We start from the raw sequence: 14,534 nt of genomic DNA, 5'->3' as shown, positions 1-14,534 counted from the left end.
CGTTTTAATCGGTTAGCGACTATAGGGAAGTACCATGGAGACAGCATTAACCGCACTGCAGCAGGCCTATCTTCTGGGCCGCAGCGATCGATGGCCGCTCGGCGGCGTGGCGATGCACGACTTTCGCGAATACCGCGCCCGGCAGCCGGATATGCCGCGCTTTGAAGCGCGCCTGACCGAGCTGGTACAGCACTACCCGGCGTTGCGCACCTGCATCGATGTGCAGCGCGGCACGCAGCACGTACGCCCGGAGGTGACGCTGCATCTGGATCGTCACGATCTGCGCGCCCTTGATGGCGAAGCGGCGCAGCGCCAGGTCGAACAACTGCGCGAGCGTTACTCCCACCAGCGCCACGATCCGAGCCAACCGCTGTGGCGCATCGCCGTGATCCAACTTGCCGAACAGCAGGATCCGACGGGATCGCCGTACGATACGCTGATCTTTACCAGTTTCGATGCCTTGATCCTCGACGGCCAAGGGATCTCCACCGTGATCGCACGCCTGTTCGACGATCGCCCTCTGACGCCGACCGCCGCCGCGCTGCCGCTCCCCACCGCATCGGCGGCGCAGCGCCAGGCCGACGCCGCCTACTGGCGCGAAAAGCTGCAGGATGTCACCACGCCGTCGGCGTTGCCGTGGCGCGCCCCGCTCGCCAATCTCACCTCGTCGCGCTATCGCCGCGCCAGCCTGACGCTGCCGCGCGATACGATAAAACGGCTTGGCCGTCTGGGATCGCCGCATGCGCTGCTGCGCAACAGCCTGCTGTCGGCGCTGATCCTCGATACGCTGGCCCACTGGACCACCGACGGCGAGCTGTGCGTCGGCGTGCCGGTAGCGTTCCCCGCCGCCGACGGCGCTCTGGGCAACGCCTCCAGCTTCGTGGCGGTGCGCTATTCCCGCCACGGCGAAGACTTTATCCAGCGCGCGCAAGCCTTACAGGACGACGTGCTCGGCGCGCTCGACCACCTGACGTTTTCCGGCGTCGATCTGGCGCGGCAGTTGCTCGGCCAAAGCCAGGGCGGCCCGGCGCTGCCGGTGATCCTGACCAACTGCCTGGGCTGGGAAACGCTGCCGGCCGAGGCGCCGGTGCGCTTCCACGACGGCCTGACCCAAACGCCGCAGGTCGCCATCGACATTCGCCTGACGCTGGACAGCGAAAAAAACCTGCAGCTGTGCGTGGACTACGCCGAGCAGGCGCTGCACGGCGAGCAGGTAGAAGCCATGCTGGCGGCACTGCAGCGACGCATCCTGCACAGCTGCCAACGGGCAGACCTGGCGATCGCGCCGCGGGACTTCATCGATCTGGCGCATTACCGCCACAACGACAGCGAAGCGAATTACGCACCTTATCCTTATTTGGCGCAGCTGGCCGAGCGGCTGTTTGGCGTACAAAACGGCGGCAACGCGCTGATCTGCGGCGAACAGACGCTGACCTACCGCGAACTGGGCCAGCGGATCGCCACGGCGATCGCCAACCTGCAGAGCCGCGGCGTGCAGCCGGGCAACGTGGTGGCGCTGTATCTGCCGCGCAGCCCGGAACAGATCATCTTCAGCCTCGCCTGCGCCCTGCAGGGCGTGATCTGGGTGCCTGTCGATATCAACTCGCCGCCGGAGCGCACCGCCTACCTGCTGGAAAACTGCCGGCCGACGCTGGTGGTGCACGGCGGCGATCTGGAGACGCCGATCGGCGTAACGCCGGCGGCCCTGCTGGCGCCGACGGATCGCGCGCCTGCGCTGCCGGATGAACAGACGTTGGCGGAACGCAGCGCCAGCCAGGCCGCGAGCTACTACCTGTATACCTCCGGCACCACCGGTAAACCCAAATGCGTGGTGCTCAACAACCGCGCCACCGCCAACGTCGTCCACCAGACTCAGCAACGCTGGGCGGTCACTGCCGACGACGTCTTCATTTCCGTCACGCCGCCGCACCATGACATGTCGATGTTCGATCTGTTCGGTTCGCTGTGCGCCGGCGCCACGCTGGTACTGCCGGCGCCGCATCAGGAAAAGGACGCCATCAGCTGGAACCAGCTGGTGGAAAAGCACCGGGTCACCCTGTGGTGTTCGGTGCCCGCCATTCTGGAGATGCTGCTCACCTGCAAAACGGCCGACAGCCTGCGTTCGCTGCGCCTGGTGGCGCAAGGCGGCGACTACATCAAGCCGGCGACGGTGCAAACCCTGCGCACCCTGCGCCCGGATCTCGCGCTGTTCTCGCTCGGCGGGCCGACCGAAACCACCATCTGGAGCATCTGGCACCCGATCGCCCCGCAGGAGAGCGGCACCGTGCCTTACGGCCGCCCGCTGCCGGCCAACCGCTACTTCATCTGCCATGACGACGGCAGCCACTGCCCGGCCGGCGTGGTCGGCCGCATTCATACCGCCGGGGTCAACCTGGCGTTGGGCTATCTGGAGCAGGGGGAGCTGAAGCAGCATGACTTCGTCACCCTCGAAGGGCCGGACGGGCAACCGCTGCGCGCTTTCCGCACCGGCGATCAGGGCTACTACCGTGCGGACGGCAACATCATGTTCGCCACCCGGGTGAACGGGTATGTGAAGATCCGCGGCGTGCGCGTCTCGTTGCCGGAAATCGAAGATGTGCTGCGCCGCCATCCGGCGATCCTGGATATGGTGGTGGTGGACTATCCCAGTGGAGAGAACAACGAAGCGGCGCTCGGCGCCCTGTATCTGACCCGCGACGGCAAACCGCTGCCGCTGTCCGAGATCCGCGCCTTCGCCACCGGCTATCTGCCCTGCACCCATATTCCCACGCGCTTTATCCATGCCGAGGCGCTGCCGCTGTCCGCCAACGGCAAAACCGACCGCCATCGCATCCGCGCCGACCTGAGCGACCAGCAAACCGCGCCGGCGCTGAACGCCTGTGCGGCGCCGCCGCCGAACGCGCCTTTGGCGCGCAGCGCAGAGATCCTGACTATTTACTGGCAGGCGATCGGCGTAACGCCACGCCCGGAATGGGGGGAAGAGACGGCGTTTATCACCATGGGGCTGAAGTTGCCGCATATCAAACAGGTGGCGGAGCGCCTCAATGACGCTTTCGGCACCCGGCTGGTAAGCAGTTCGCTCCTGCCATGCAAGAACGCGCGCGAAGTGGCGGCATTGCTGGCCAATTGATGCCATAAAACTCGGGCGGGGACATCCCCCGCCCGCACTTTATCAGGCAGGCAACGCCGTCAGAGCCGCCAGCGGTTGTTCCCAGGCTTCCCGCTGCAGCGCGCGCAACAGAAACTCTTGCAGCGCCTCGCCATAGTCCAGCACATCCTCCGTCGGGAACTGTTCCAGATAAATATCGATATCGACCTGCAGATCGCGGGCGTCGGTGCGGCCGCGATAAGTCAGATTAAAACCGTCGCCCGAACCGCCGGCCAATACGCGGCGGGTGCCGCTGCAGCCGGTAAACCGGGGCGCATCGAAGGGTTGCACGTTGATGAAAGGAGAAATAAAGAAGCGCGAGTCTGGCTCCACGCCGCGATCGGCGGCCAGTTGACGCAGGCGGTAGCCGGCGTGGCTGCGCAGCTCCCGCAGTTGCTGCGCCATCGTCATCAGAAAATCTCCCAGCGTCGCCGACGGGGGTGGCGACACCAGCAGCGGCAGCGTGTTGACCGCCAGCGAAGGCACGTTGGTGGCAGCCTGCCCGCGGCGATTCATCGCCGGCATCCACATCGGCAGCGTATCGCCTTGTCGGGTGTCGCGCGGCATCACCTGAAACAGCCAGGCCGCCGACAGCGCCACCAGCAAGTCGGGCCAATTGATGCCGCTGCGTTCCGCCAGCTGTGCCAGCCGTTGCGATACCGCCGCCGGCAGCCGGTGGTGGGTGCTTAGACGCCGCACGCCATAGGCCTCACCGCCCTTGCGCACCGTCGGCAGCGCCTGCGACGGCGGCAGATAGCTCTGCCAAAAGCGCCGATCGCGCTCGCATCGCTCAGAATCAGCGTAGGCCAGCTCGGCCTGTTGAAAGGCGTCAAAGGCGCCAAAGGGAATACCCGCGCTGCCTTCACCCAGATAGTGCGCATATAACGCGGCGCAGCGGTGTTCAATCAAGGCCATGCCGAAGCCATCAACCAGAATATGGTGCGCACGCACGTACCAGAGGTAGCGCTCCGGCCCCAGCTTGAGCAGCCAGGCGGCGGCTAGCGGCTCGCTGTGCAGCGCCCGGCGCTGCGCGATATCTTCGCGCATCAGGCTTTGCGCCGCCTGCCAGGGATCGCCGTGCGTTTGCAGATCGATGCGTTGTAATGGCGGTATGCGTTGTGGATCGTGCCGTAACGGCGGAGGAGCGTCGCCACGCCGCTCACCAAAGCGCAGGGCAAACGCCTGCGTCTCGGCGAGGGTAGTGGCGATCGCCCGGCAGAGCGTCTCTTCCTCTACCGCGCCGCACAGTTCGGTGCAGTGTGCGACGGTGGACAGGGTCTGCCCGGGGTGCAAGGTGTGTTCTTCCCAGAAATCAAGCTGCGCTGGCGCCAGCGGCAACCATTCAGAGGCCAAAGCGGTGTCCGACATGTTACCTACCTTTGATAAGCCCGAATAAAGACGCCGAACGGGCGTAACCCCGCCGTTCAACGGCTTTTGCGTGTCTCCATACATCATCAAATGAAAATGATAATAACATCTATTATCATTTCTATTAATTTGGTAACACTTTAGATTCTGTTAAGCGGGGATGCAAGTCGCGCAATAGGGCAAAGCAAAGAAAGCGGCAGATTGAAGGGCCATAAAAACAAAACGCCCCGGCACAACTGCCCGGGGCGTTTTTAACATCGACGAGACTCGGCGATTAGGCCTGATTGGCCGGCTTCACCTTCTGCGCCAGAAACTCCGTTTCGTAGGCCAGCGCCTTCTTGCGATCGAACTGGTGCTCCCATTTGGCGATCACCAATACCGCCAACGCGTTACCCACGACGTTCAGCGCGGTGCGCGCCATATCCAGGATACGGTCCACGCCGGCGATGAACGCCAGGCCTTCCAGCGGAATACCGACGCTGCCCAGCGTGGCCAGCAGCACCACGAACGAGACGCCCGGCACGCCGGCGATCCCTTTCGAGGTGACCATCAGCGTCAGCACCAGCACGATCTCCTGCCCCAACGACAGCTCGATGCCGTACAGCTGGGCGATAAAGATGGCGGCGATGCTCTGGTACAGCGTCGAGCCATCCAGGTTAAAGGAGTAGCCGGTCGGCACCACGAAGCTGGTGATCGACTTGGGCGCGCCGTAAGCCTCCATCTTTTCGATGATGCGCGGCAGCACCGTTTCCGAGCTGGCGGTGGAATAAGCCAGGATCAGTTCGTCTTTCAGGATGCGGATCAGCGTCCAGATGCGCAGGTTGCACAGCCGGGCGACCGCCCCCAGCACCACCAGGGCGAAGAACGCGATGGCGAAGTACACCAGCACCACCAGTTTGGCCAGCGGCAGCAGCGAAGCGAAACCGAAGTTGGCTACCGTGACCGCAATCAGGCCAAACACCCCGATCGGCGCATAGCGCATGATCATGTGGGTGACTTTGAACATGCTTTCGGACACCGCCTTGAACACCTTCAGCAGCGGTTCTTTGGTCTCTTTCGGCAACGACGACAGCCCCAGACCGAACAGCACCGAGAAGAAGATAATCGGCAACATGTCGCCCTTGGCCATCGACGAGAAGACGTTCGACGGGATCAGCGACAGAATGGTCGCCACCAGGCTGTGCGAACCGCTTTGCACCTGTTCGGTGGTTTTCTCATACTGCGAAATGTCCACCGTGGTCAGCGTCGACATATCGATGCCGTGGCCGGGTTGGAATACGTTGGCCAACGTCAACCCCACCACGATGGCGACGGTGGTGATCACTTCGAAGTAGATAATGGTTTTCAATCCGATGCGGCCCAGCTTTTTCGCATCGCCCACACCGGCAATACCGACGATCAGCGTGGAAATAACGATCGGCACCACAATCATCTTGATCAGACGAATAAAGATATCGCCCGCCGGGCTGAGAATATTACTCACCAGCCACTCACGAGATTCGGTCTGGTTGTGCAATACCGCGCCAACAATAATACCCAGCACCAACGCGATCAGGATTTGCCAAGCCAGGCTAATTTTTACACTTTTCATACCCAAAAAGTCCTCAAAGACCCTTTTCGCCGTACAAAGTCGCAACACGGCGAAAAGAATACTTAATCATTTATTACAGGCTTATGTTAATTCAGTGGAAGCGTTCACCTGCCCTGGGTGCGACGCAGTATAAATCTGTATCATCCGGGCGGCATGCTCTGCAAGCCTTGATTTGTCAGGGTTGAGCGCTGAATCGAATAACAAAAATTTCGCGTTACTATTTCAAACGGCATAATTGCTTGTTATTAAAAACATAATTTTTCATACAATGAAGCACGTAAGCACGCCGGAGACGATTTTTTGAACGCCATTAAAATGCGTTATTTTTCACCCATTCTGCATATTTAATCCGCATAAAATGTTTATATTTTGTTACTTAAAAGTCAAATAAATGAGAATTGACCGAGTGACACTTTCGGCCATAAATGCAGCGCCACTTTATATTCAGATTAAAAAACGAACGATATCGCAGAGCGAATGCCATAAGGCATCATCCAACCTTTCATCAGGAATTAAGGTTAATAAAACGTTATTTCACGATGTGTCGTCCATCGTTATATGGTGTTAATACCAACTTCGAATATTAATAGCGAAAAATAATCCAAAAAGATTTATAGCGAGAAATAATTATGACCCTGCGCGTATCTATTAATAGAGAGGCAGTTACCCCCTTCTTTGTTTATTCTTTTTTGTTCTTTATATAAGTGTTTTTGGTTAAAAATGCGGGTTTATGGGGATTTAAGCACCAAAGAGATAGATATGCCCTGCAAATGCGACAGAACGATTACAAATCAATATCTTTGTTGCGTGATCTGCCGCGCAAAAAAGAAACAAAGAATCGTAGCAAACTATACTTAACCTTCAGTTGACATATCATTAACAACTTCAAGGAGAAAAGCTATGAGCCAACTGCATAAACACGCTATTCCTTCTGCAATTGCAGAACGCGCCCTGATTAATCCGGCACAATACCAAGAGTATTATCAACAGTCGGTTCAAGACCCAGAGGCTTTCTGGGGTGAGCATGGCAAAATCCTGGATTGGATCAAACCCTATACCAAAGTTAAAAATACCTCGTTCGATCCGGGCCACGTCAGCATTCGCTGGTTTGAAGACGGCACGTTGAACCTGGCGGCCAACTGTCTGGACCGCCATTTGGCCGAGCGCGGCGACCAAACCGCCATTATCTGGGAAGGCGATGACCCGACCCAATCCAAAAAAGTGACTTACAAACAGTTGCACCATGACGTCTGCCAGTTCGCCAACGTGCTGAAAAAGCTCGGCGTGAAAAAGGGCGACGTGGTGGCTATCTATATGCCGATGGTGCCGGAAGCGGCGGTCGCGATGCTGGCCTGCGCGCGCATCGGCGCCGTACATTCGGTGATCTTCGGCGGCTTCTCGCCGGAAGCGGTCGCCGGGCGCATTATCGACTCCAACGCCAAGCTGGTGATCACCGCCGATGAAGGCCTGCGCGCCGGCCGCGCCGTGCCGCTGAAAAAGAACGTCGATGATGCGCTGAAAAATCCCAGCGTGGTTAGCGTCACCAACGTGGTGGTGTTCCAACGCACCGGGAAACCGGGCTACTGGCAGGAAGGGCGCGATCTGTGGTGGCATGAGCTGATCCAGGGCGTCTCCGCCGACTGCCCGCCGGAAGAAGTGAACGCCGAAGATCCGCTGTTTATCCTGTACACCTCAGGCTCGACCGGCAAACCGAAAGGCGTGCTGCACACCACTGGCGGCTACCTGGTGTACGCCGCGATGACCTTTAAATATGTGTTTGACTACCACGACGGCGACATTTACTGGTGCACCGCCGACGTGGGCTGGGTTACCGGCCACAGCTATCTGCTGTACGGCCCGCTGGCCTGCGGCGCCACCACGCTGATGTTCGAAGGCGTGCCTAACTATCCGGGCGTCAATCGCCTGTCGCAGGTGATCGACAAGCACCAGGTCAACATTCTGTATACCGCACCAACCGCCATTCGCGCCCTGATGGCCGAAGGCGACAAGGCGATCGAAGGCACCCGACGCGATTCGCTGCGCATCATGGGCTCGGTCGGCGAGCCGATCAACCCGGAAGCCTGGGAGTGGTACTACAACAAGATAGGCAACGCAAAGTGCCCGATCGTCGACACCTGGTGGCAAACCGAAACCGGCGGCTTCATGATTACCCCGCTGCCGGGCGCCACCGAGCTGAAGGCCGGTTCCGCCACGCGGCCGTTCTTCGGCGTACAGCCGGCGCTGGTCGATAACGTCGGCACACCGCAGGAAGGCGCCTGCGAAGGCAACCTGGTGATCGTCGACTCCTGGCCGGGCCAGGCACGCACCCTGTTCGGCGATCATGACCGCTTCGAGCAAACCTACTTCTCGACCTTCAAAGGCATGTACTTCAGCGGTGACGGCGCCCGTCGCGACGAGGACGGTTACTACTGGATCACCGGCCGCGTCGACGACGTGCTGAACGTCTCCGGCCACCGTCTGGGCACCGCCGAGATCGAGTCTGCGCTGGTATCGCACCCGAAAATCGCCGAAGCCGCGGTGGTCGGCATTCCTCATAACATCAAAGGCCAGGCGATCTACGCCTACATCACGCTGAACCACGGCGAAGAACCGACGCCGGAGCTCTATACCGAAGTGCGCAACTGGGTGCGCAAAGAGATAGGGCCGATCGCCACGCCGGACGTGCTGCACTGGACAGATTCACTGCCCAAGACGCGCTCCGGCAAGATCATGCGGCGTATCCTGCGCAAAATTGCCGCCGGCGACACCAGCAACCTGGGGGACACCTCCACGCTGGCGGATCCGGCCGTAGTCGACAAGCTGTTGGAAGAAAAACAATCAATGAAAGTGCCGTCATAATTTACGCCGCTTCAGGCCGTTCATTCGGATAACGCGCCGTTGAGCGGCCCTGGCGCGGCGTAATCTCTCAATACCGACTGGAGACACTCTGATGAATGACACCATTTATCAAGGGATTGAAGAAAACCCGCGCTTTAAAGAGCTGGTGAGAAAACGCGGCCGGTTCGCCTGGCTGCTTTCGCTGATTACGCTGGCGTTGTACGTCGGCTTTATTCTGTTGATCGCCTTCGATCCGCAATGGCTCGGCACGCCGATCGCCGCCGGATCGACCATCACCCGCGGGATCCCGGTCGGCGTCGGGCTGATCGTGATCTCTTTCGTCTTGACCGGGATCTACGTGTTTCGCGCCAACGGCGAGTTCGATCGCCTCACCGCAGAAATTCTGCGTGAGGTGAAACAATGAAGCGCTTATTCTCTGCCACCGCGCTGCTGTTGCTGCCCGGTCTGGCCTGCGCCGAAGCCATCGGCGGCGAAGTACATCGTCAGCCGCTGAACATCCAGGCGATCGTGATGTTTATCCTGTTTGTCGGCGCCACGCTCTACATCACCTATTGGGCGTCCAAACGCACCCGTTCCCGTCAGGATTACTACACCGCGGGCGGGCGCATCACCGGCCTGCAAAACGGGCTGGCGATCGCCGGCGACTTCATGTCTGCCGCCTCGTTTCTCGGCATCTCCGCCCTGGTCTACACCTCGGGCTATGACGGCCTGATCTATTCCATCGGCTTCCTCATCGGCTGGCCGATCATTCTGTTCCTGATCGCGGAGCGCCTGCGCAACCTCGGCCGCTATACCTTTGCCGATGTCGCCTCTTACCGCCTAAAACAGAAACCGATCCGTACCCTGTCGGCCTGCGGCTCTTTGGTGGTGGTGGCGCTGTATCTGATCGCGCAGATGGTCGGCGCCGGCAAGCTGATCCAGCTGCTGTTCGGGCTCAACTACCACGTGGCGGTGATCCTGGTCGGTATCCTGATGGTGCTGTACGTGCTGTTCGGCGGCATGCTGGCCACCACCTGGGTGCAAATCATCAAGGCGGTGCTGCTGCTGTCCGGCGCCAGCTTTATGGCGCTGATGGTGATGAAGTCGGTTAACTTCGACTTCAACACCCTGTTCGCCGAAGCGGTGAAGGTGCATCCGAAAGGCATCGCCATCATGAGCCCAGGCGGCCTGGTGTCCGATCCGATTTCCGCGCTGTCGCTCGGCCTGGCGCTGATGTTCGGCACCGCCGGTCTGCCGCACATCCTGATGCGCTTTTTCACCGTGAGTGACGCCAAAGAAGCGCGCAAGAGCGTGTTCTACGCCACCGGTTTTATCGGTTATTTCTATATCCTGACCTTTATCATCGGCTTCGGCGCCATCTTGTTGGTCAGCGCCAATCCGGCGTTCAAAGACGCCACCGGCGCGCTGCTGGGCGGCACCAACATGGCGGCGGTGCACCTGGCCAATGCCGTTGGCGGCAACTTCTTCCTCGGCTTTATCTCGGCGGTGGCCTTCGCCACCATTCTGGCGGTCGTTGCAGGCCTGACGCTGGCCGGCGCCTCGGCCGTTTCCCATGACCTGTACGCCAGCGTGATGAAAAACGGCAAGGCGACCGAGCGCGACGAACTGAGAGTATCTAAGATCACCGTTGTAGTGCTAGGCATTGTCGCCATTGCCCTGGGGATCTTGTTCGAGAAGCAGAACATCGCCTTTATGGTCGGGTTGGCGTTCTCCATCGCCGCCAGCTGTAACTTCCCTATCATCATCCTGTCGATGTACTGGTCGCGTTTGACCACTCGCGGCGCGATGATTGGCGGCTGGCTGGGCCTGTTGACGGCAGTGATTCTGATGATCCTCGGCCCGACGATCTGGGTGCAGATCCTCGGCCATGAAAAACCGATTTACCCGTATGAATATCCGGCGCTGTTCTCGATGATTGTCGCCTTTGTCGGTACCTGGCTATTCTCGATCACCGACAGCTCACTGGCCGGGCAGCAAGAGCGGGAACGCTTCCGGGCTCAGTTTGTCCGTTCGCAAACCGGGTTGGGCATCTCTCAGGGTAGCTCGCATTAACCGAATAATAAGTGAAAAAAGCAAACACACCCTAATCAAAGGCCCTTCGGGGCCTTTTCTCTGGCTGTTTTTGTCGGAGAAACAGCGCAGCATAGCTGCGCTTTTTTGCGTTTTACGCATAGCAAAAAGCCCTGAACGTCAGTTCAGGGCTTTCGGCTTGGTTTGATGCCTGGCAGTGTCCTACACAATTCGTCTCATCCTGAGACTCTCCCCTCCGGGGCCGCCGCACGCGGCGTTAAGGCCCGTTCCCGACGGGCCTTTCGCATGGCCATGCTCGAGCAGAACGCCAGATAACAGACAAAACAAAAAGCCCCATGCTTTCGCATGAGGCTTGTTGTTTTATTTGATGCCTGGCAGTGTCCTACTCTCGCATGGGGAGACCCCACACTACCATCGGCGCTACGGCGTTTCACTTCTGAGTTCGGCATGGGGTCAGGTGGGACCACCGCGCTATTGCCGCCAGGCAAATTCTGTTTCATTCCAACCGCTTCACTCTCGTGTCGCCATCAGAACCAATCTCGGAACTTCGCTGAAAACATCTTCGTCTCTAAAACACCTTCGGTGTTGTAAGGTTAAGCCTCACGGATCATTAGTACTGGTTAGCTCAATGCATCGCTGCACTTACACACCCAGCCTATCAACGTCTTAGTCTTAAACGTTCCTTCAGGGGCCTTAAAGGCCCAGGGAAGACTCATCTTGAGGCAAGTTTCGCGCTTAGATGCTTTCAGCGCTTATCTTTTCCGCACTTAGCTACCGGGCAATGCCATTGGCATGACAACCCGAACACCAGTGGTGCGTTCACTCCGGTCCTCTCGTACTAGGAGCAACCCCTCTCAATCTTCCAACGCCCACGGCAGATAGGGACCGAACTGTCTCACGACGTTCTAAACCCAGCTCGCGTACCACTTTAAATGGCGAACAGCCATACCCTTGGGACCTACTTCAGCCCCAGGATGTGATGAGCCGACATCGAGGTGCCAAACACCGCCGTCGATATGAACTCTTGGGCGGTATCAGCCTGTTATCCCCGGAGTACCTTTTATCCGTTGAGCGATGGCCCTTCCATTCAGAACCACCGGATCACTAAGACCTACTTTCGTACCTGCTCGAGCCGTCACTCTCGCAGTCAAGCTAGCTTATGCCTTTGCACTAACCTCACGATGTCCGACCGTGATTAGCTAACCTTCGTGCTCCTCCGTTACTCTTTGGGAGGAGACCGCCCCAGTCAAACTACCCACCAGACACTGTCCTCACCCCAGATTATGGGGCCGAGTTAGAACATCAAACATTAAAGGGTGGTATTTCAAGGATGGCTCCACGCAGACTGGCGTCCACGCTTCAAAGCCTCCCACCTATCCTACACATCAAGGCTCAATGTTCAGTGTCAAGCTATAGTAAAGGTTCACGGGGTCTTTCCGTCTTGCCGCGGGTACACTGCATCTTCACAGCGAGTTCAATTTCACTGAGTCTCGGGTGGAGACAGCCTGGCCATCATTACGCCATTCGTGCAGGTCGGAACTTACCCGACAAGGAATTTCGCTACCTTAGGACCGTTATAGTTACGGCCGCCGTTTACTGGGGCTTCGATCAAGAGCTTCGCCTTGCGGCTGACCCCATCAATTAACCTTCCAGCACCGGGCAGGCGTCACACCGTATACGTCCACTTTCGTGTTTGCACAGTGCTGTGTTTTTATTAAACAGTTGCAGCCAGCTGGTATCTTCGACTGGCTTCAGCTCCATCCGCAAGGGACTTCACCTACATGCCAGCGTGCCTTCTCCCGAAGTTACGGCACCATTTTGCCTAGTTCCTTCACCCGAGTTCTCTCAAGCGCCTTGGTATTCTCTACCTGACCACCTGTGTCGGTTTGGGGTACGATTTAATGTTACCTGGAGCTTAGAGGCTTTTCCTGGAAGCAGGGCATCAACTACTTCTGCACCGTAGTGCATCGTCATCACGCCTCAGGGTTAGTATGCAACCGGATTTACCAGGTCACACCCCCTACACGCTTAAACCGGGACAACCGTCGCCCGGCCAGCCTAGCCTTCTCCGTCCCCCCTTCGCAGTAACACCAAGTACAGGAATATTAACCTGTTTCCCATCGACTACGCTTTTCAGCCTCGCCTTAGGGGTCGACTCACCCTGCCCCGATTAACGTTGGACAGGAACCCTTGGTCTTCCGGCGAGCGGGCTTTTCACCCGCTTTATCGTTACTTATGTCAGCATTCGCACTTCTGATACCTCCAGCAACCCTCACAGGCCACCTTCAACGGCTTACAGAACGCTCCCCTACCCAACAACGCCTAAGCGTCGCTGCCGCAGCTTCGGTGCATGGTTTAGCCCCGTTACATCTTCCGCGCAGGCCGACTCGACCAGTGAGCTATTACGCTTTCTTTAAATGATGGCTGCTTCTAAGCCAACATCCTGGCTGTCTGTGCCTTCCCACATCGTTTCCCACTTAACCATGACTTTGGGACCTTAGCTGGCGGTCTGGGTTGTTTCCCTCTTCACGACGGACGTTAGCACCCGCCGTGTGTCTCCCGTGATAACATTCTTCGGTATTCGGAGTTTGCATCGGTTTGGTAAGCCGGGATGGCCCCCTAGCCGAAACAGTGCTCTACCCCCGAAGATGAGTTCACGAGGCGCTACCTAAATAGCTTTCGGGGAGAACCAGCTATCTCCCGGTTTGATTGGCCTTTCACCCCCAGCCACAAGTCATCCGCTAATTTTTCAACATTAGTCGGTTCGGTCCTCCAGTTAGTGTTACCCAACCTTCAACCTGCCCATGGCTAGATCACCGGGTTTCGGGTCTATACCTTGCAACTATTCGCCCAGTTAAGACTCGGTTTCCCTACGGCTCCCCTATACGGTTAACCTTGCTACAAAATATAAGTCGCTGACCCATTATACAAAAGGTACGCAGTCACACCACGAAGGTGCTCCCACTGCTTGTACGTACACGGTTTCAGGTTCTATTTCACTCCCCTCGCCGGGGTTCTTTTCGCCTTTCCCTCACGGTACTGGTTCACTATCGGTCAGTCAGGAGTATTTAGCCTTGGAGGATGGTCCCCCCATATTCAGACAGGATGTCACGTGTCCCGCCCTACTCATCGAACTCACGACCTGTGCATTTTAGTGTACGGGGCTATCACCCTTTGCTGCGCGACTTTCCAGACGCTTCCACTAACACACAAGCCGATTCAGGTTCTGGGCTCCTCCCCGTTCGCTCGCCGCTACTGGGGGAATCTCGGTTGATTTCTTTTCCTCGGGGTACTTAGATGTTTCAGTTCCCCCGGTTCGCCTCATGCCACTATGTATTCATGACATGATAGTGTGTCGAAACACACTGGGTTTCCCCATTCGGGTATCGCCGGTTATAACGGTTCATATCACCTTACCGACGCTTTTCGCAGATTAGCACGCCCTTCATCGCCTCTGACTGCCTAGGCATCCACCGTGTACGCTTAGTCACTTAACCTCACAACCCGAAGATGTTTCCATCGTTCGCGCTGCAAACA

The 14,534-nt window shown here is 58.2% G+C and carries 6 protein-coding genes and 2 rRNA genes; 4 read left to right on the top strand and 4 right to left on the bottom strand.

What is annotated here, in order from left to right:
• Nucleotides 1-34: 34 nt before the first annotated feature.
• Nucleotides 35-3,130, top strand: coding sequence for an amino acid adenylation domain-containing protein (locus SSARUM_RS01370; RefSeq protein WP_060430645.1), 3,096 nt, complete (start codon nt 35-37; stop codon nt 3,128-3,130).
• Between the two features lie 42 nt (nt 3,131-3,172).
• Here SSARUM_RS01370 and SSARUM_RS01365 read toward each other — a convergent pair whose 3' ends face one another.
• Together SSARUM_RS01365 and gltP are read right to left on the bottom strand one after the other, a co-directional pair.
• The gene (locus SSARUM_RS01365) at nt 3,173-4,516 is read right to left on the bottom strand and encodes a condensation domain-containing protein (RefSeq protein WP_033655144.1); all 1,344 of its coding nucleotides are present in this window, start codon (nt 4,514-4,516) and stop codon (nt 3,173-3,175) included.
• Between the two features lie 274 nt (nt 4,517-4,790).
• Entirely contained in the window at nt 4,791-6,107 is a 1,317-nt protein-coding gene (gene gltP, locus SSARUM_RS01360; RefSeq protein ID WP_015376334.1) for a glutamate/aspartate:proton symporter GltP, read from the bottom strand.
• Nucleotides 6,108-7,007: 900 nt separating this feature from the next.
• Between gltP and acs the strand changes: the two genes are divergently transcribed.
• From acs to actP, 3 genes are all read left to right on the top strand, one after another.
• Nucleotides 7,008-8,966 (top strand): acetate--CoA ligase, encoded by a 1,959-nt coding sequence (acs, locus tag SSARUM_RS01355; protein ID WP_033649947.1) that lies wholly within the window; start codon nt 7,008-7,010, stop codon nt 8,964-8,966.
• A 91-nt stretch (nt 8,967-9,057) separates the two neighbouring features.
• Nucleotides 9,058-9,369 (top strand): DUF485 domain-containing protein, encoded by a 312-nt coding sequence (locus SSARUM_RS01350; protein WP_004930047.1) that lies wholly within the window; start codon nt 9,058-9,060, stop codon nt 9,367-9,369.
• On the top strand, nt 9,366-11,018 hold the full coding sequence (gene actP, locus SSARUM_RS01345) for a cation/acetate symporter ActP (protein ID WP_033649946.1): 1,653 nt from the start codon (nt 9,366-9,368) through the stop codon (nt 11,016-11,018). Before SSARUM_RS01350 ends, actP begins: the two co-directional genes overlap by 4 nt.
• 348 nt (nt 11,019-11,366) lie before the next feature.
• On the opposite strand, the gene rrf is transcribed toward actP, so the two are convergent.
• Together rrf and SSARUM_RS01335 are read right to left on the bottom strand one after the other, a co-directional pair.
• Nucleotides 11,367-11,482, bottom strand: a 5S ribosomal RNA gene (rrf, locus tag SSARUM_RS01340).
• Between the two features lie 104 nt (nt 11,483-11,586).
• A 23S ribosomal RNA gene (locus SSARUM_RS01335) occupies nt 11,587-14,494 on the bottom strand.
• Nucleotides 14,495-14,534: the final 40 nt, after the last annotated feature.

This window comes from Serratia sarumanii (genome assembly GCF_029962605.1).
GTDB classification, from domain to species: Bacteria; Pseudomonadota; Gammaproteobacteria; order Enterobacterales; family Enterobacteriaceae; genus Serratia; species Serratia sarumanii.
Note: the sequence above shows the minus strand (reverse complement) of the source record. Positions and strands in the feature narration are given on the sequence as shown.

Excerpts from the sequence above, each read along its gene's own strand:
- SSARUM_RS01370 (WP_060430645.1), top strand. The coding sequence starts at position 35 with ATGGAGACAGCATTAACCGCACTGCAGCAGGCCTATCTTCTGGGCCGC.
- SSARUM_RS01365 (WP_033655144.1), bottom strand. The coding sequence starts at position 4,516 with ATGTCGGACACCGCTTTGGCCTCTGAATGGTTGCCGCTGGCGCCAGCG.
- gltP (WP_015376334.1), bottom strand. The coding sequence starts at position 6,107 with ATGAAAAGTGTAAAAATTAGCCTGGCTTGGCAAATCCTGATCGCGTTG.
- acs (WP_033649947.1), top strand. The coding sequence starts at position 7,008 with ATGAGCCAACTGCATAAACACGCTATTCCTTCTGCAATTGCAGAACGC.
- SSARUM_RS01350 (WP_004930047.1), top strand. The coding sequence starts at position 9,058 with ATGAATGACACCATTTATCAAGGGATTGAAGAAAACCCGCGCTTTAAA.
- actP (WP_033649946.1), top strand. The coding sequence starts at position 9,366 with ATGAAGCGCTTATTCTCTGCCACCGCGCTGCTGTTGCTGCCCGGTCTG.